General features: G+C 48.9%; 18 protein-coding genes and 2 tRNA genes. 5 read left to right on the top strand and 15 right to left on the bottom strand.

The window, feature by feature from the left end:
• Positions 1–2 precede the first annotated feature (2 nt).
• Together THAL_RS08390 and THAL_RS00640 are read left to right on the top strand one after the other, a co-directional pair.
• Entirely contained in the window at positions 3–179 is a 177-nt protein-coding gene (locus THAL_RS08390; protein WP_012991173.1) for a hypothetical protein, read from the top strand.
• Entirely contained in the window at positions 148–1,122 is a 975-nt protein-coding gene (locus THAL_RS00640; RefSeq protein ID WP_012991172.1) for an RluA family pseudouridine synthase, read from the top strand. The genes THAL_RS08390 and THAL_RS00640 overlap by 32 nt, the downstream gene beginning before the upstream one ends.
• Here THAL_RS00640 and lpxB read toward each other — a convergent pair.
• Positions 1,084–2,187 carry a lipid-A-disaccharide synthase gene (lpxB, locus tag THAL_RS00635; protein WP_012991171.1) on the bottom strand — a complete coding sequence of 368 codons (1,104 nt, stop codon included), beginning with the start codon at positions 2,185–2,187 and terminating at the stop codon, positions 1,084–1,086. The genes THAL_RS00640 and lpxB overlap by 39 nt on opposite strands.
• On the bottom strand, positions 2,184–2,603 hold the full coding sequence (locus THAL_RS00630; protein WP_012991170.1) for a hypothetical protein: 420 nt from the start codon (positions 2,601–2,603) through the stop codon (positions 2,184–2,186). Before THAL_RS00630 ends, lpxB begins: the two co-directional genes overlap by 4 nt.
• A gap of 25 nt (positions 2,604–2,628) precedes the next feature.
• On the opposite strand from THAL_RS00630, the gene THAL_RS00625 reads away from it, so the two are divergent.
• Positions 2,629–5,421: a [protein-PII] uridylyltransferase family protein gene (locus THAL_RS00625; protein ID WP_012991169.1), complete on the top strand. Its 2,793-nt coding sequence runs from the start codon at positions 2,629–2,631 to the stop codon at positions 5,419–5,421.
• Here THAL_RS00625 and THAL_RS00620 read toward each other — a convergent pair whose 3' ends face one another.
• The 4 genes from THAL_RS00620 to THAL_RS00605 all read right to left on the bottom strand — a co-directional run bounded on the left by THAL_RS00620 (position 5,422) and on the right by THAL_RS00605 (position 9,528).
• Entirely contained in the window at positions 5,422–6,507 is a 1,086-nt protein-coding gene (locus THAL_RS00620) for a DUF4382 domain-containing protein (protein WP_012991168.1), read from the bottom strand.
• Between the two features lie 74 nt (positions 6,508–6,581).
• A complete protein-coding gene (gene lpxA, locus THAL_RS00615) occupies positions 6,582–7,367 on the bottom strand; it encodes an acyl-ACP--UDP-N-acetylglucosamine O-acyltransferase (protein ID WP_012991167.1) in 786 nt (261 codons plus the stop codon).
• Entirely contained in the window at positions 7,364–8,035 is a 672-nt protein-coding gene (locus THAL_RS00610; RefSeq protein ID WP_012991166.1) for a CinA family protein, read from the bottom strand. The genes lpxA and THAL_RS00610 overlap by 4 nt, the downstream gene beginning before the upstream one ends.
• Positions 8,032–9,528 (bottom strand): molybdopterin-dependent oxidoreductase family protein, encoded by a 1,497-nt coding sequence (locus THAL_RS00605; protein WP_012991165.1) that lies wholly within the window; start codon positions 9,526–9,528, stop codon positions 8,032–8,034. Before THAL_RS00605 ends, THAL_RS00610 begins: the two co-directional genes overlap by 4 nt.
• A 28-nt stretch (positions 9,529–9,556) precedes the next feature.
• Here THAL_RS00605 and THAL_RS00600 point away from each other — a divergent pair, with 28 nt between their 5' ends.
• Positions 9,557–10,234, top strand: a complete 678-nt coding sequence (locus tag THAL_RS00600) for a YggS family pyridoxal phosphate-dependent enzyme (protein ID WP_012991164.1) — start codon at positions 9,557–9,559, stop codon at positions 10,232–10,234.
• On the opposite strand, the gene THAL_RS00595 is transcribed toward THAL_RS00600, so the two are convergent.
• Positions 10,205–10,885: an ABC transporter ATP-binding protein gene (locus THAL_RS00595; protein ID WP_012991163.1), complete on the bottom strand. Its 681-nt coding sequence runs from the start codon at positions 10,883–10,885 to the stop codon at positions 10,205–10,207. The genes THAL_RS00600 and THAL_RS00595 overlap by 30 nt on opposite strands.
• An 18-nt stretch (positions 10,886–10,903) precedes the next feature.
• Here THAL_RS00595 and THAL_RS00590 point away from each other — a divergent pair, with 18 nt between their 5' ends.
• Complete coding sequence (locus THAL_RS00590) at positions 10,904–11,884, top strand: NAD(P)H-dependent glycerol-3-phosphate dehydrogenase (RefSeq protein WP_012991162.1); 981 nt, start codon at positions 10,904–10,906, stop codon at positions 11,882–11,884.
• A 115-nt stretch (positions 11,885–11,999) separates the two neighbouring features.
• Here THAL_RS00590 and THAL_RS00585 read toward each other — a convergent pair.
• The 8 genes from THAL_RS00585 to THAL_RS00550 all read right to left on the bottom strand — a co-directional run bounded on the left by THAL_RS00585 (position 12,000) and on the right by THAL_RS00550 (position 16,108).
• Positions 12,000–12,073: transfer RNA gene (locus THAL_RS00585), tRNA-Arg, on the bottom strand.
• 18 nt (positions 12,074–12,091) lie between these two features.
• Positions 12,092–12,163: transfer RNA gene (locus THAL_RS00580), tRNA-Ala, on the bottom strand.
• 327 nt (positions 12,164–12,490) lie between these two features.
• The gene (locus tag THAL_RS00575) at positions 12,491–14,500 is read right to left on the bottom strand and encodes a primosomal protein N' (protein ID WP_012991161.1); all 2,010 of its coding nucleotides are present in this window, start codon (positions 14,498–14,500) and stop codon (positions 12,491–12,493) included.
• Complete coding sequence (locus THAL_RS00570) at positions 14,497–14,991, bottom strand: 6-pyruvoyl trahydropterin synthase family protein (protein ID WP_012991160.1); 495 nt, start codon at positions 14,989–14,991, stop codon at positions 14,497–14,499. The genes THAL_RS00575 and THAL_RS00570 overlap by 4 nt, the downstream gene beginning before the upstream one ends.
• Positions 14,991–15,230 (bottom strand): sulfurtransferase TusB, encoded by a 240-nt coding sequence (locus THAL_RS00565; RefSeq protein WP_012991159.1) that lies wholly within the window; start codon positions 15,228–15,230, stop codon positions 14,991–14,993. Before THAL_RS00565 ends, THAL_RS00570 begins: the two co-directional genes overlap by 1 nt.
• On the bottom strand, positions 15,224–15,565 hold the full coding sequence (locus THAL_RS00560) for a DsrE family protein (protein ID WP_012991158.1): 342 nt from the start codon (positions 15,563–15,565) through the stop codon (positions 15,224–15,226). The genes THAL_RS00565 and THAL_RS00560 overlap by 7 nt, the downstream gene beginning before the upstream one ends.
• Position 15,566: 1 nt before the next feature.
• A complete protein-coding gene (locus THAL_RS00555; RefSeq protein WP_012991157.1) occupies positions 15,567–15,869 on the bottom strand; it encodes a DsrE family protein in 303 nt (100 codons plus the stop codon).
• Positions 15,866–16,108, bottom strand: a complete 243-nt coding sequence (locus THAL_RS00550) for a sulfurtransferase TusA family protein (RefSeq protein ID WP_012991156.1) — start codon at positions 16,106–16,108, stop codon at positions 15,866–15,868. Before THAL_RS00550 ends, THAL_RS00555 begins: the two co-directional genes overlap by 4 nt.
• Position 16,109: the final 1 nt, after the last annotated feature.

Genomic DNA, 16,109 nt, shown 5'->3' with positions numbered 1-16,109 from the left:
CCATGGAAAATAAGGTGGTTATAAAGGTGAATGGAAAGGAGCTTAACCTTAAAGATTTTCCCAGAAGAGTGGCCTATAACGTGGTTCTGGGTTTTATAAGGAGTCTCAATCTGGAAGAAGAGCCTGAGTATATAGAGATCCACATACATGTGTCCGGAAAGAACAGAGGAGATTCTTGAGTTTAGGGTAGAAGAGCACCAGGCAGGTAAGAGGTTAGACCAGTTTCTTGCGGAGGCTTATCCGGACTTTTCGCGCAGTTACATTAAAGAGTTGGTGGAGGGAGGATACGTGTTGGTGGATGGTCAGGTGGTTTACAAGCCTTCCAGAAAGGTAAAAGGGGGTGAGGTTGTTGTGCTGTGTGTACCTAAGGTGGAGCCTCTTTCGCTGCCTGCAGAGGACATACCTTTAGAGATCCTCTACGAGGATGACGATCTGGCGGTGGTAGTAAAACCCTGTGGTCTTGTGGTACATCCTTCACCTGGCTATACGTCGGGCACTTTGGTAAACGCTCTTCTCTTCCGTTGGAGGGATCTCCCCACAGTGGGCGAATGGTACAGGCCGGGCATAGTGCACCGTCTTGACAGGAACACTATGGGTGTTATGGTGGTGGCCAAAAGGGAGTTGGCGCACCGAAGGCTGGCAGAGCAGTTTGAGAAGAGAAAGGTTCTAAAAGTTTACAGGGCGTTGGTGAAGGGTCTGGTGGAGAGGGATGAGGGGACCCTAAGCATGCCTCTGGCGAGAGATCCCCGTCACAGAAAGCGTTTTACTGTATCGGAAAAGGGGAGAGATGCCATCACCCACTACAAGGTTCTTAAAAGGTACAGGAGCCTTTCTGTGAGTCTTTTGGAGATAAGAATTTACACAGGCAGAACTCACCAGATAAGGGTTCACATGGCCGGCATAGGGCATCCTGTACTAGGTGACAGGATCTACGGGTATGTGCCTTCCTCTTTACCTCAGGAAATAAACGAGGCTATGGGAGAGTGTCATATGCTGGTGAGCTACAGACTGGGTTTCTACCACCCTGTAAGTGGGCAGTGGATGGAGTTTTCTAAGGAGGACATTCAACCCTTCAGTGATGTGCTATCTCTCATAGAAAAGCTGGAGAAAGAGAGATCGTAGGCGGTCCAACACACCTTCAGGACCCAGTATATTTCTCATCTCTCCAAAATACTCCTTCTGTTGGGAGAGAAGTTCAGGTGAGTTTATCAGCTGTCTGAAGGTGTTGTATAACTCAGAGGGGCTTTTTTGCACCAGCTCAGGAACTACCTGCCTGCCGGCCACCAAGTTGGTAAGAGCGATGTAAGAGACTCGGGCCAGCCTTTTACCTATAAGGTAGGTGATAAGATGGGTACGGTAAAAGGTAACGTGGGGGCAAGAGAGTAAAGAGGCCTCCAGGTCGGCGGTTCCACTAGCTATGATGCCTGCCTTTGCGTAGCTCATGATGTTGCGAGAGGGTTCCGGTAGTGAAGATGGGGTAAAGAACTTGACGGGAAGATCCTTCCACTCCTTTTGAAGATATGGGAGAAAAGCTTCAAAGGTGGGCACCACCAAGTAAAGGCCTGTCTCCTTATAAAGCATATCCAGAACCGGACGCAGATAGGGAGCGTGTCTTTTTATCTCACTCCACCTACTTCCCGGAAGAACAGCTACGTACTTTTCTGTACCTACTTTCTCCACCACCTGCTGCTGGGTGAGGGTAGGTTTTGCTAAGTCCACAAGAGGGTGACCTACGTAATGGACCTCTTTTCCCCATTTTCTGTAAAAGTCCACCTCAAAGGGAAGAATCACCACTATCTCATCGGCGTACTGAGTTACCACGCGAGCTCTCTCTTCCTTCCATGCCCATGCTTGAGGGGGTATAAAGTAGATGATCTTTTTGGCCTTTTTTCTCACCCTCTTGAGGAGGGGAAGATGAAAAGCGGGAGCATCGCACAACACCAGAACATCCATCTTCTCCGCCATCTCCTCTATCTTACGGAGGAGTCCTATAGCTTTGGGAATACGGGGCAGAGCCTCCCAGAAACCCACCACCGACAGATCGTCCACAGAGGCCAGTCTCTTAACACCCAGCTCCTCTAAGGAACTGTCCGTCACACCGTAAAACTCTATACCTTCCAGTCCTTTTATGATGTGTCTGATGTACAGGGCTGCCGATCTGTCAGCGAGAGAGATGAGAACTTTCATAAAGTTTTGAGGAAGACTGTAAAACCGCCTTTCGCTCTTCTTTCTACCCTCCCTCTCACGTTGCCTATGGTTACGAAGAGGGCATGGGTTATCTCCACCCTTCCTGAACTGCGCACACTCACGTACCTCTCTTGAGTGTAGTTTTCATACTCGTTGCGAAAGGTAGCCTTAAGGTAAGCACCATCGTGGTGTTCCATTATCTCGGTGTAGGATACCTCCATGTAGTTGTTGTTCTCCACCTTCTCCTGCCAGAGTTGGGCCAGTTGCGGATCTTCCTCCAAGCTCACCTGAAGTCCCATCTCCAGATCTTCCGGATCTATGTCTTCCAGATAACTTTTGAGGACTGTTTCAAAGGCTTTTCCTACTTCTTGTAGTTTCCTTATAGCTTCTTGGCGAAAGGATTCCTGTACAGGCATAGGAAGAATTATAATGCTGTTTTGTATGTGGAACGAGAAGCTGGAAAGGTGGTGGCTCCAGAACTATAACCAGTTTTTTAATCCCCAACGAGTGAAAGAAAGTCTTCAAGAACTTCTACAAAAACATCCCCACCCCCAGAGCCTCATGGACTACCTCAATGAGAGGCGTTTTTATCTTCTGGGTAAGCTGATGGACATGTCCGAGTGTGTTCGGAAGTTTCTTCTTAATCACCCTCAGGAGTTTGAAAAAACCATACCCGGGCTGTGGTACGTCTTTAAAGACAGGGAAACCTATAGGAAAGAACTTTCCGGGATGGTTCATGACAGCATGTCTGATGAAGAGTTTTCCCAAAGGCTGGCTTACTATCGCCACAGAGAGCTTATGAGGATTCTCTCCAAAGAGATACTGGGCACCGCACCCCTACAGGACATACTGAGCGAATATTCCCAGCTGCCGGACGCTATGTTACAGCTCTGTTACGAGAGGGCCTTAAGCCAGATGACGGAAAAGTACGGTGTTCCTACAGAAGAGGGAGGCAAGAGGGCCACCGGTGTTATCCTTGCCTTAGGAAAACTTGGCAGTTACGAACTTAACTACTACTCAGATATAGACGTGATGTTCCTTCACTCTTCCGACAGAGGAAATGCAGGAAAGCTCAGTCTTCAGGAGTTTTTCAGTATGGTGTTTCAGAAAGTGGTGTCTTTGATGAACAGTACCACTCAGGAGGGCAAGCCTTACGAGGTGGATCTAAACCTGAGACCCTTTGGGCGTTCTGGACCCATCACCATGTCGGTGAGGAGTGCGGAGCTTTATTACGAGTCCTACGGTAGAACGTGGGAGAGGTTCGCTCTGCTGAGGGCTCGTTTCTGTGCTGGCGACGAAGAGCTGTGGAAGATCTTTGACAGAGATGTGCGAACACCTTTTGTGTTTGGAAGAACTACCGACTACAGAATCATAGAGGAGATAAGACTTATAAAGAGTCAACTGCAGGCGGAAGCTTCCAAGAGACTGATAGGGAAGCAAAATGTAAAAACAGGCAAAGGAGGAATAAGGGAGTTGGAGTTTGCGGTTCAGTCCCTTATCCTCCTCTTGGGAGGCAAAAATCCCTTCTTGAGGGAGAGTAACACCTTTAGAGCTATATGGCTTCTCCACGAGAAGGGTGTTTTCTCTACCGAGGAGGCTCTCCAGTTGGAGAGGGCTTATACCTTCCTCAGAAGTCTGGAGCACAGAATACAGCTGAGAAACTGTTCCCAAACGCAGAGCTTTGGAGAAGGAGATCTCACCTTCTTGGCGGTAAGTATGGGCCTGAGACGGGAGCAACTGGAAGGGCTCTACCGTCAGTACACCAATGTGGTGAGAGAAGTTTTTGAAGGCCTTGTACCTTCAGAAAAAGTGGAAGAACTTCATCCCCTGTCGGCAGTTCTCCTGTCGGGAGACCTTCAGGAGCTGCAGCATTTTTTGGAAGGTATGGGATTCCGTCAAACACAGCGCACCGGCAGTGTCCTTATGTCTTACCTTCACGGTAAGGAAGGGATAAGACTCTCCACCCAAGAGAAGAACCGCCTGCTGAAGGTTCTTCCCAGATACGTGGAATGTCTGTCAAGTTCTGCAGATCCCGATGAGAGTATCATTAACTTTGACAAACTTTTTACGAACCCAACAGGAAGAAAAATCATCCTCTCCGATCCACGTGAGGACATAGTGCCCTCTCTCTGCAGGATCCTATCTCTCTCTTCCTATCTTTCTGGTATTCTGGCACGCAACCCTGACCTTCTGGAGGATGTCCTCACTCTATACCAACAGTATCCTTCTTCCCACCACATAGAGACGGAGCTAAGAAAGTACAAGGAGATTCTGAATCTCAGCTACGAAAACTTGCTGAGGCGTTTCCGCACTGTGTGGGAGGTGAGAATAGCCCTCGTTTATCTCATGAAAGAAAAAGGCTATGAGGATCTTTTGGAGTTCTTTGAGAGCCTCAGCACGCTGGCCGACGTTATCCTCGGGGACCTGTGGGAACATTTAGGACTCAGTGGTGAGAAGGTTTTACTGCTGGCACTGGGTAAGTACGGCAGCAAAGAACTCACCGTAGGTTCTGATCTTGATCTGGTCTTTGTTGCGGAACACTCTCAGGAGGAGATAGTGAGAAAAGCACAGAAGGTGGTGAAGCTCCTCACCCTTCACACTCCGGAAGGATACCTCTACAAGGTGGATTTTCGCCTGAGACCCATGGGCACCAAAGGTGATCTTGTCCCTCCTATCGCTTTTTACAGAGAGTACTTTGAGAGAGATGCACGCACGTGGGAGAGGATAGCCTGGACCCGCTGTAGGTACATAACGGGAGACACAGACCTTAAGGAGCAGATGGAAGAGCTCCTCCATAGGTTCCTCTTTGAAAAACCTCTGGGAGAAAGGGAGAGGGAAGAGATAAAGCAGATGCGCTTTAAACTGGAAGCTTCCGCTAAGAAGGGTAAAGGCATGTGGGACATAAAGCTGGGTCCGGGTGGGATAATGGACGGTGACTTTATCCTGCAGTACTACCTTCTGAAGGAGAAAAAGAGGGAAAGCTCTATGATAAGAGCTCTTAAAGAGCTGTCAACTCGCATCCCCCTTTTGGCACAGATATATCCCCACTACCTCTTCCTGAGAAAGGTGGAGACTCACCTAAGACTCTCCAGGGAAAGCGCCACGTCGGTTCTTCAGACGCAGGACATACAGAAGGTGGCCGGGTCCATGAACATGTCGCCTCAGGATCTGGAAGAAAAAATAACAGAAGCCACAGGAAGGCTGAGGGAAGCCTTCCTGGAAGTTTTTGACTGATCAGTCCTCTATCTCTATCTTGAGAGCCACGCGATATGGATCGGCTTTTACTTCCACCATCTTTCCAGGAGTAAGGTAACTGAAACAATCTGTACCGTTGTAGTAGTTGTCATTATACTCACAGTAGGTTTTGTCATTTACACCGAAGGATATCAAAAGCTGAGTGGGGGTAGAGATGGTAAGGATGCGTTGAGCAGGATCAAAAACAAACACCTGGCCTTTAAACTTGCGGATGGTGTAGTTCAAACTGCCTGTCATGCTGCACTTTTCAGGATTTTCTTGTTCCAGCTCCAGAGCTGTTATATTGGTGGTGACGGCAGGGTCACTGGTGGTCTTCACCTCAAGACACATGTTGGGTTGCACTTGGCTGACACAATCTGAACCTACGAAGTTTTCTCCCCCTATCTCACACCGGGTGTTTGGGGTGACCTTTACCGTGTAGGTCTTACCGCCCATAGTACCCGTTATGGTGTCGGAAGATACAGCTTGGACACTGAGGTACAGCTTCATCTTGTTTATGCCAGAAGGGGTAATAGGTGACACCTTTACCTCTGTTACCCTCCAAGGTTGGCCAGAGGTATCTACTTTAAACTCTTTAAGTTGAAAGTCTACTACTAGTTTACCCATAGAGAGGGGCTGTATGGTACCGTTAAACCGTATGTAGCACTTTTGGGTATTGTTATCGCAATGCACTACGTTAGGCTTGTTGGGATTTCCGGAAAAGTCTACGAATACGGCATCGTGATTAATTCCATCTGGGTCGGTGATGGTTAGGTTTTTGTCTAGAATTATCTCAAGACGGTTGTAGGTACCCTGAGGTACGTTGGCGGTGTTGATGTACTGAAGTACACCGTTTAGCTTGGCCAAGTCAACGGCAAGGCCATTCTGGTTGTCGTAGAGGTTTACTTTGGTGTTACAGTTGTTGTCGGAACAAAGGTTCACTTGGTATACCTTGACGGTGACGGAAGGATAAATGGAAGCGTCGTCTGTAAAGTAGAGGGGTACTGATCCCGAACTACTTCCACCTCCACCGCCTCCACAACCGGCTGCAAAGACCGTCAGCAGGAGTGCCAGTTTCTTTTTCATTATCGTACCTCCTCTCTGGTTTTTAAAAAAATTATGGCATCTTGCAGAAGGATTGGTGAAGTTTTTGTGAAAGTTTAGCTTCCTGCAGAGCGTGCCACTCCCCTTCTTGTGGTTTGTAGAAACTCTACCAGTTTCCTCACCTCCTGATGATGGCCGTACTCGGAAAGAAGGAGCTGTATGGCATCTTTCTTTAGCATGCCGCTCCTGAACAGTATTCTGTAAGCTTTTTTAATGATGGCTATCTGTTCCTTGGTAAACCCTCTTCTTTCTAAGCCCACTGTGTTGACTCCGTACAGGAGAGCATGCTGTCCGGAAGCCCTCGTGTAAGGGGGTATATCCAGAGACACACCCGATAAACCTCCCACCATGGCGTAAGCACCCACCCTTGCCCACTGATGTACAGCAGACAACCCACCTATGAAGGCATACTCTCCCACCTCCACATGTCCACCTAAGGTGGCACAGTTGGCCATGATGACACCTTTTCTGACGATACAGTCATGAGCCACGTGGGAGTATGCCATAAGAAGAACGTCATCCTCCACTATGGTTTTGCCTATACCTATGGCGGTGCCTCTGTGTATGGTGACGTACTCCCTTATGATAACGTTGTTACCCACTATCACCTCGGTAGGTTCCCCTCCATAACGGAGGTGCTGAGGTTCCTCTCCTATGATGGCACCGTCGTAAATTCTGCAGTGGCTTCCTATAGTCACCTTTCCCTTTATAGTGACCCTAGCTCCTATCTTAGTACCCTTACCTATCTTTATCTCACCTATCAGCACGGTGTAAGGGCCTATCTCCACATCCTCTTCCAGTTCTACATTACCTTCCAGCACAGCGGTAGGATGAACCTTCATGGGTACCTCTCCATGACAAACTTTCTGAGCTCATCGAGGGCAAGTTGGGTGAAGAGAAACCTGTTGTAATTTCTGTCTCCCTCCGTCCTGAAGTATTTTACCACCACATCCTTGTCGGTACAGACTCCCACAAAGAGACTACCCGGAGGCTTCTTCTCGCTACCCGAAGGGCCTGCCACACCTGTTATCGCTACAGCCACGTCCGCATCTGTTTCTTCCAAAACACCTATGCACATAGCCCTACAGACCTCTTCCGAAACGGCACCGTACTTCTCTATGAGGCTTTCTTCCACACTGAGAAGTTTGGTTTTAAGCTCGTTGGCGTAAGTGATAAAGCCTCCCAGAAAGTAGGAGGAACTGCCTGGTACATTCACCAGCCGTGCGCTCAGCAAACCTGCGGTACAACTCTCGGCTACAGCCAGCTTGAGGTTCTTCTCTCTCAGTAACTGTCCCACCACCTGTTCCATCTCCACCTTTTGGGTAGCATAAACGTAATCTTTGAACTCCTCCAGAGCCTTAAGCCACTCCTCTTCCCTGTCAAAGTAGAGGTCTATTCCTCCCGCCCACACTACGTGGTGGTACTTCTTTACCTTGTCCTTGCTGAGACCTACTGTACGGAGTATGTAGGGTTTTTTCTCAAAGGAAGGCTCGCACACACTCACTATCATGTGAGGACCTCGTAACGGAAGAAGGGATTCTTCATGAAAGCTCCCGGCCTCACTCCCGGATCATAAGGTTGGTATTCCTCAAAGGAGGAAGATATCCAGATGACTCCCTCTGCCACGTTGGAGCTTATCTCCACAGGAAACCTAACACCTCCTATCTCCACACTGTCCCTCACTCCCATCACTTTTGCAGTAGCAGGTGAAAGGATCGCTTTCTGATACTTGTCCAGCTCGTGGGTCCAGAGATTCCACCTTCCCAGCTCTTCCACTAAGGTGTTGTCACACACTAAGAGAATCCCTTCTTTGGGTAGAGGCTTTTCTTCCACAGTTTCTATGGGTTTAGCTTCCAGCAGTAGGTCAGTAAGCGGCTCTTCCCTCTTTTGGGTTATGAGTTGAAGGATGTAAGGTATATGAAAGGTTCCTTGAGGGGGTTTCAGAACGGGGGGTGTTCTGTAGAGGGTGCCGAACCCATTTCTGAAATGGATGAACTCCCTTTCTGTCCAGAAGGTACAAGATATGACCAGGTGGGAGTGATGAACGCTGAAGTTGGGAAAGAGGGAGAAGGTTATCACTTTTTTGCTTTTGAGAACATCAAGAGCCTCAGGAGGGAAGTATCTCAGTAGGTTACCCAGCACCAAAAAGGTGTCGTACTGTTCAAGGCGGTTAAAAAGATCCTGAAGGGTTCCTGCAGGGTAAGGCATGAGATCACCCACCAGGCTGTACTCCACCTTCCACTTTTTCCTCCACTGATAGAGTATGTTTATGACGCTGTTTTTGAAGGGAGAAGCCAGTAGAGAAGTTCCCACCAAAACCAGTGAAGGGACTGTCTGAAGAAACCTCTTTATGGGAAGAGGTGGCTCTTTGAGGAACTCTATCTGTTTCCAAGGGTTAAGAAGATGCTTTTCGGAAGCCTTGGCACATACGGTGGCGTGTATTGAAGAGAGGCACACCAGGTAGGCTCCTCTTTCTACCCCATCCACCAACCACCTGGAGGCCATAACCTCCGAATAGACGGGCTCTGCTTCCCACGACAGGATGAACTTAAAGTCCTTCCAACGGGAGAAGTCCACCGTAGAAGGTAGAAAATCCACCACGGGAGCATCTACGTAGATGTCTCCCAGTTCCCTAAGCATCAGGTAGTCGGTGTAGCTGGCTGTCTGCCGATCCATAAGAACAGCCACACGGCCCTTCAGAGCTTCTCTGAGAAAGGAAACAGCATCACCCTCAGACACCGACACAAACTCCTCCCCTTGCCTAAGATGAAAGCCTTTGAGGCGAAACGGGCTGGTGTTTACCAGCTGCACATAAGCCATCCCTTTACTACACAGACTTCCCATACCCCTTGGGTCTGCGGGATGGCCATACAGGTCCACCAACCTATCACCTTTAAGGTACGCTATGTAGCTACATCCGCACCCACATCCCATACACAGGCCTACTTTTGCCTCGTCAAACTCTTTGGCGGTTAGAGGTAAAGCTGTTGGTTTTAAAAGCATCAGGGAAGAGAATTATAAAATAAGTTCCATGATATGTGAGAGGATAGAGAGGGTTTTGGAGAGAATACATAAAGCCTGTCAGAGGGCAGGAAGAAGGGAGGAGGAGGTCACCCTTTTGGTGGCATCCAAGTATGCGGACGCTCACCAGATAAAGGAGGCCTTTGGGTGTGGTGTCAGTATCTTTGGGGAGAGTAGAGTTCAGGACTTTTTGAAAAAGTACGAGCAGCTGGCTTCTCTTCCCATAAGATGGCACTTTATAGGAAGACTTCAGTCCAATAAGGTAAAGTACATAATAGAGAAAGTGGAACTCATCCATTCCTTGGACAGAAACAGTCTGGCGGAGGAGATAGATGCAAGGGCCAAAAAGGCCGGTAAGAGGCAGGATGTTCTTATAGAAGTCAACGTAGGTGAGGAGGAGACGAAGGGGGGTGTGGCTCCTCAGGAACTGGATAGGTTCTTCCAGTACGTTCTCTCTCTGGAGGGCATCCGCGTGCTGGGTCTTATGTGTATACCTCCCTACAAGGAAGATCCTGACCAGGTTAGGCCCTACTTCAGAAGTCTGAGAGAGATGAAGGAGAGATTGGAAAGAGAGTACGGCGTTGCACTTCCTCACCTCTCCATGGGAATGTCCCACGACTTTGAGGTGGCTATAGAGGAAGGAGCCACCATAGTTAGGTTAGGATCCATCATATGGGAAGGGGACTAACCTACCGTCCTTCATCTCCACCACTCTACCCACCTTTTGGACCAACTCCATCTCGTGGGTCACCATCACCACTGTGGTACCTTCTGCGTTTATCCTACGGAATATGTCCATAACTACGGAGGTGTTGGTAGAATCCAGGTTACCGGTGGGCTCGTCTGCTAAGAGTAGAGAGGGATCGTTGATGAGGGCTCTGGCTATGGCGGTGCGTTGTTGTTCTCCTCCCGAAACTTGGTAAGGTTTTCTGTGCTCCTTTCCTTTCAGTCCCAACTTCTCCAGAAGGTACAGGGCCTTTTCCTTAGCCTCTCGTTGCTTCATACCCCGCTTGAGGGCGGGCAGCATGACGTTTTCCAAAAGACTCAGCTCGGGTATAAGGTAGTGAAACTGAAAGACGAAACCTATCCTCACGTTCCTAAGAAAGGAGAGCTTTTCTTCCTTCCGAAAGTCCACTTTCTCACCTTGGAAGAGAACTTCACCCTCTGAGGGTGAGTCAAGAAGACCCATTATGTAGAGGAGGGAGCTCTTTCCAGAGCCGGATGGTCCCACGAGAGCTACAAACTCTCCCTTATAGATGGTGAGGTTTATACCTCTCAGAATGTGTTCTTCACCTACCCTTTTGTAAACCTCCCTCAGCTCCAAGATAGGCTCCTTCATAGCATATAATGGTAAGCTATGGCGCGCATAGGTGTCTTAGGTGGGGGGCGGTGGGGAACCGCTTTATCTTTGCACCTGGCGCGACAAGGACATCAGGTCCTCGTGTTTGACATAAAGAGTGAGGTGGTAGAGAGTTTACGGCGAGGTCAGAACCCTTACTGGGAAGATGTGGATACACCGAAGGGTATAGATGCCACCACAGAGCTGCTGGAGGTTATCGGTTTCTCCCAGGTTCTTTTACTGGCTTTGCCTGTCCAGAGTATAAGGGAAGCTCTGAAGGATGTGGACCTGAACGGTAAGAAGGTGGTGAGTGCTTCCAAAGGTCTTGAGGTGGAAACCTCTCTGCGTGTGTCCCAGATACTGAAGGAGATATCTCCCCATTGTGAAGTTATGTGTCTCTCAGGTCCGTCTTTTGCCAGAGAGGTAGCCAAAGGTCTTCCTACAGCGGTAGTTCTCGCAGGAGAAGAGGAAGAATCTCTCAGGTACGTGCAGAGCCTCTTTTTCTCTCCCTACTTCAGAGTATACCTATCTACAGATCTGGTAGGTGTAGAGCTGGGAGGGTCTCTCAAGAACGTGGTGGCCATAGCGTGTGGAGTTTCCGACGGTCTTGGTTTTGGTGACAACGCCCGCGCAGCCCTCATAACCAGAGGTTTAGCGGAGATGGTGAGGCTAGGTGAAAAGCTGGGTGCCAAGAGAGAGACCTTTTACGGCCTTTCGGGATTGGGGGATCTTGTTCTTACGGCCACATCTTCCCAATCCCGTAACTACACCTTAGGTTATCTGTTGGGTAAGGGACACAGCTTGTCTTCTGCCCTTGAGAAGATAGGTCAGGTGGTGGAAGGTGTACATACAGTGATGGCTGTGGTGAAACTGTCGCAGGAGTTAGATGTTCGTGCACCTATCAGTTACGCTGTTTATCGCCTTCTTCAAGGTGAGGACCCTCTACAGGTGGCTCACCAGCTTCTGATGAACCCTCCTCCTCACAGAGAGTTTGAATAACTTCACCAGGATAAAAGTACTCTCCGCAGGAGGTACACCTAAAGATACCCCCTCCGCAGCACTCTATAATTTCCAAAAGGCCACCGCAGATGGGACATCTATCCATTTTTTAAAGCGTCCCCGGGAGGAGTCGAACCTCCGACCTCGAGATTAGGAATCTCGCGCTCTATCCGCCTGAGCTACGGGGACTCCTTTATTAATTATAAGTGGAGACGAGGGGATTTGAACCCCCGACCTCCTGCTTGCGATGCAGGCGCTCTCCCACTGAGCTACGTCCCCAGCAGTAGTGAACTGCCCCGCATCAAAGATGCGGAGCTTCGTGGTAGGTTTGAACGCTTAACGCGTTCCTTACTACCACAGGCGGGTTCACACCGCCCCTACTCCTGCCTATACCGCCATGTAGCGGTATAGCGGAGCTACTTTTAGCTCTTCTACTTCACCTATACCCCACCTTAAAGCCGTTGAACTCTCCTACCCAGGAGAGCGATGGGGTATTAGCTATACATTAAATTAATTCAGTAATGTTTTTGTGTCAACCCTTTCGGGGCTGGCTGTACCCCCGCATCACAGATACGGGGTTTTAGCCCGCAAGTTTTTCTATAAATATTATAGAACTTCCAGGAAGATGGGGTTCAGGCTTCTTATCTGCTTCATTACAGAAGGAAAGTTTTCTTTGTTTACCAAGAGAAAAACCTCGTACAGCTTTCCCTTCTTTCTGATGGGAACATCTCCCAGCTTGGACCTTATGTACTTTTCCTCCTGTTGAAAAACCGCCCAGATGCCTCTCCTGAACGGAGGAAGGTTCTCCTCCTTTCTCCTTATGAGCTCTCTCTCCAAAAAATCCTCTCGCAGGTACTCCTCCACCAAAGAGTCAGGCAAGAGGGTCTGCAGGAGGAGTTCTTTCTTTGCCACCGCTCTGGCTCTGTGAAGATATCTGTAAAAGCGCTCTCCTGCGTTGAACATAGGTACAGAAAGGATGTTGTCGGCGTTAAGAATCACCACCCTCTCCCTAAGTTGAAGACTGGAGGGAAAAGTGTCCAAAAGGCAGTCACTACCCAGATACTCTATAGCTTTTTCTACACCAAAACCCTGGTACTGCAGAGGAGTACCACAGTGGATACATAGGTTTCCTGAAGCACGAAACCCGCATCGGGTACAGAAAAGTTGGTTTCTCTCCACAGATAGGGTGAGGAAGCTGTCACATCTCGGACAAGAAAGGAGAAAATCACAGCGTGGACAGTAGGCGTAGGAAAACCCTTCCTTGTGGACCAGAAAGAGATGTTCACCGTCACAGGAGACTTCCTTCATGAGAGAGGGCGTTACTATCTGGTTGGGCTCCCTCCGGAATATCCTAACGGTGGCAGAGTATCCCAAGTTTTCCCATCGCCATCTTCCTTCGTATACATGACGGTAAGAGGTAAGATCGGGAGCCGGTGTAAAGTAGTAAAAATCCGCACCGTAAAGGAGAGCCAGTTGGTAAACCATGTTGCGAAGATCCACACCGTTCACCAATTTACTGCCAGTGTCGTCAAAGATAACCACAGCTCCGGGATGAGAGATAGGTACCATCAGAGCAACTCTAGTCCCCACCACTATCCTTTTTCCTTCCGATGCACTAAACCAACTCTTTATAAACTCTGTGGGAGGCAAGCGAGAAGTGAGACCAACTACCAGAGATCCAAAGTTTTCTTTAAGGATAGGGTAAAGGAACTGAAAGGCCTCGTTGGACAGACAAACAACGAAGGTGGATCTTCCGGCCTCTGTCTCTTCCTTCAGGATACGCAGAAGTCTATCGGTTAGCCTCTCCACACTACCCATTACCAAAGTGGACGTTCCCACCTTTTTCAGAAGGATGGGGGGAGAAGAAGGTGGAGGTGGAGGTGGAGGTTTTTCCGGAGCTTTCTCGGTGTAAGGAAAGGGTGTTATGATGCCCTTCTTTACAAGGTAAGAGATGTCTTTGGAGGAAAAACCCTCTTCCTGAAGCTCCTCCCTACTGACGGAACCTCTCTGAGCTATCAGAAGCAAGAGACGAAGGGCCTTTTCTCGTGCTCTCCCTTTCTTCAAGAGTTCCACCGCCTTGCTGTAAGGTACCGCAAGACGAAAGAGGTGAGAAGCATACTCGGCGTCACCCGCCGGTATATCCCACTGGGTTACTCTGCGCAGGATCTTTTTCTTTATGAGAAGGTTTATCAGCTCCTGTCTATCGGAGAACTTCTTTCTCAGGTAGTCTTCTGTCACTTTACCCCTTTTTCTCACGTAGTCCACAATCTCTGAAGACAGCTTATCCAAAAAGGAAGTTTCCGTGGCCACCAGATACTCCCTCTCCTCCCAGATGAAGGCAGAAGGAATAAGTTGAAAGAGTAACTGCCACGGCATCAGTCCGTAGTGCTGGGCCGTGTCCTTTACCACCTGAAGGTGCTGTAGATCTGTAACAGCCTTTGTGTCAGGAAAGAAACCCTTCACAGGTGTCCCTGTATTGGATACACCTACCACCAAACCTGTGTAGCTTCCGGAAGGTAGTTGAAGGAGAACTCTGTAACCTAAGGGATCAGGTGGGTGCTGGTCCAGTTGGGCTGTGATCAGTCTGCCGTTGGGTAAGGCTATACGCAGGTTCATTCACCGTAATACTCAGCTTTGGAGGTGGCTGTCTCCCACAGTGTGACCTTCACCACTTTTACCTCCCCTAAAAGACCAGCTTCACGGAGGCGTTCCGTAAGGAAGTCGTAGAAAAACTTGGCCAGGGCCTCTGCCGTAGGGCAGAAATCTACTGGAAAGATCTTGAGGCTTCCGTATTTCTCCGCCAGCTCTTTGAGTTCCGGATACATAGGATCGTGGACATCTATTATGAAACTGTGATCCATGGTCTCTATGAGATCCTTCAGAGCACTCTTAATGTGGTGAAAGTCCATTACCATTTCCTGCTCAGAAAGATAGTCCGAACCTAGCACCACTTCCAGAAGGTAACTGTGGCCGTGTAAGTTTACACACTTGTTGATGGGTGTTTCCTTGGTGACGGTAAACTGGGCACCTCTCCCGTAAGTGAGGTTCTGTTTCCAAACTCTATGTCCTGCTTCAAACCTAAAGGTCTTGCTTATCTGCCATCTCATCACCACACCACCACCTTCTTGGCTTGAACTATCAGATCTGCTATCTCCGCGTAACTTTTGAGCTTGTCAGGAGGAAGACTGAGTCCTCTCGCTTCTGCATCCTCCTTGCAAGCGTACCATCCCTTCCTACTGGGGAAGCGTAGGACGGCATCCTGTAGTAAGACCACCACATCCTCTTCATCCACAAGATCGGATGCAAAGTCTCCCAGCTTTCTGACCAACCACAGGGTTTTCACCATACCAGCACAGCCTCCGCCCTCTGAAGAAGTCCTTTTATGTCCTCTACACTCATAAACTCCACTTTCTTAACAAAGTCTGTTTCTTTTAGACCGCGCTCTTCAGCAGAGGTGTCCTCCACTATCAACCTTACCGCCACGTAGTCCATGTTTTCCAGAAGTTTCTCCAGACCCTCTATACCCAGGTCATGAGGTCTCCAGCGAGTGAAGGTGTAAACACCGTCCTTTAGGAGGATCAAGTCCACCTGATGGTTTATACCCATAGCTAAAGCTATCCTTATCGCCTCGTGGCTCTTCCAGGAGAAGGGATCACCCTTCAGTATGAAAGCCACCCTCATGTCAGTTAAAGGATATCACCTTCATACCCTCTTGCATCATCCTTGAGAGGTTATAGGTAGAACTGCTCTCAAAGAAGGGAAGAGGGTTCTCTATACCCCTCTGGTGGGCGGAGTGGGAACAGTATAAAAGTCTCGCTCCCAGCTCGTGAAACTGTCTGGCCTCGGGTCTCACAGTGTAGTAAACACCGTTTCCCGAAAAGAAGAGGATCACCTCTCCCCGTTTCACCAACTCTCTGGTAAGGTTCAGTATGGTACTGTAATCTTTGGCAAAGGGGTTACTGGTAACAATGAGAAGAAACTTCATCTTGTTTTTCTCACCAGTATCTCCCAAAGGTTTTCCTCTATCTGGTTAACTTCTAAAACTTCCTGACCTTCTTCCCTCAGACTTTTGGGAACACTCTCCGCAGAGGGCTTGTAATCTACCAGCACCCTCAGAACCTGCCCCACCTCCATATCCTCTAAGGCCAGCTTGCTTTTTACAAAAGTGAAGGGACAGACCTCACCCCTTATATCCAGTTCCTTATCCACCTTCACACTCCTCATA

Source organism: Thermocrinis albus DSM 14484, assembly GCF_000025605.1.
Classification (GTDB): Bacteria; Aquificota; Aquificia; order Aquificales; family Aquificaceae; genus Thermocrinis; species Thermocrinis albus.
The sequence above is the reverse complement of the archived record's forward strand: the minus strand, read 5'-3'. Positions and strand labels throughout refer to the sequence as shown.

What these genes read in the sequence shown, in the direction of transcription:
- THAL_RS00620 (WP_012991168.1), bottom strand. Translation starts at nt 6,507, where the DNA reads ATGAAAAAGAAACTGGCACTCCTGCTGACGGTCTTTGCAGCCGGTTGT.
- lpxA (WP_012991167.1), bottom strand. Translation starts at nt 7,367, where the DNA reads ATGAAGGTTCATCCTACCGCTGTGCTGGAAGGTAATGTAGAACTGGAA.
- THAL_RS00610 (WP_012991166.1), bottom strand. Translation starts at nt 8,035, where the DNA reads ATGATAGTGAGTGTGTGCGAGCCTTCCTTTGAGAAAAAACCCTACATA.
- lpxB (WP_012991171.1), bottom strand. Translation starts at nt 2,187, where the DNA reads ATGAAAGTTCTCATCTCTCTCGCTGACAGATCGGCAGCCCTGTACATC.
- THAL_RS08390 (WP_012991173.1), top strand. Translation starts at nt 3, where the DNA reads ATGGAAAATAAGGTGGTTATAAAGGTGAATGGAAAGGAGCTTAACCTT.
- THAL_RS00630 (WP_012991170.1), bottom strand. Translation starts at nt 2,603, where the DNA reads ATGCCTGTACAGGAATCCTTTCGCCAAGAAGCTATAAGGAAACTACAA.
- THAL_RS00590 (WP_012991162.1), top strand. Translation starts at nt 10,904, where the DNA reads ATGGCGCGCATAGGTGTCTTAGGTGGGGGGCGGTGGGGAACCGCTTTA.
- THAL_RS00595 (WP_012991163.1), bottom strand. Translation starts at nt 10,885, where the DNA reads ATGAAGGAGCCTATCTTGGAGCTGAGGGAGGTTTACAAAAGGGTAGGT.
- THAL_RS00605 (WP_012991165.1), bottom strand. Translation starts at nt 9,528, where the DNA reads ATGCTTTTAAAACCAACAGCTTTACCTCTAACCGCCAAAGAGTTTGAC.
- THAL_RS00550 (WP_012991156.1), bottom strand. Translation starts at nt 16,108, where the DNA reads ATGAGGAGTGTGAAGGTGGATAAGGAACTGGATATAAGGGGTGAGGTC.
- THAL_RS00565 (WP_012991159.1), bottom strand. Translation starts at nt 15,230, where the DNA reads ATGGTGAAAACCCTGTGGTTGGTCAGAAAGCTGGGAGACTTTGCATCC.
- THAL_RS00625 (WP_012991169.1), top strand. Translation starts at nt 2,629, where the DNA reads ATGTGGAACGAGAAGCTGGAAAGGTGGTGGCTCCAGAACTATAACCAG.
- THAL_RS00560 (WP_012991158.1), bottom strand. Translation starts at nt 15,565, where the DNA reads ATGAGGGTGGCTTTCATACTGAAGGGTGATCCCTTCTCCTGGAAGAGC.
- THAL_RS00570 (WP_012991160.1), bottom strand. Translation starts at nt 14,991, where the DNA reads ATGAGATGGCAGATAAGCAAGACCTTTAGGTTTGAAGCAGGACATAGA.
- THAL_RS00575 (WP_012991161.1), bottom strand. Translation starts at nt 14,500, where the DNA reads ATGAACCTGCGTATAGCCTTACCCAACGGCAGACTGATCACAGCCCAA.
- THAL_RS00640 (WP_012991172.1), top strand. Translation starts at nt 148, where the DNA reads ATGTGTCCGGAAAGAACAGAGGAGATTCTTGAGTTTAGGGTAGAAGAG.
- THAL_RS00555 (WP_012991157.1), bottom strand. Translation starts at nt 15,869, where the DNA reads ATGAAGTTTCTTCTCATTGTTACCAGTAACCCCTTTGCCAAAGATTAC.
- THAL_RS00600 (WP_012991164.1), top strand. Translation starts at nt 9,557, where the DNA reads ATGATATGTGAGAGGATAGAGAGGGTTTTGGAGAGAATACATAAAGCC.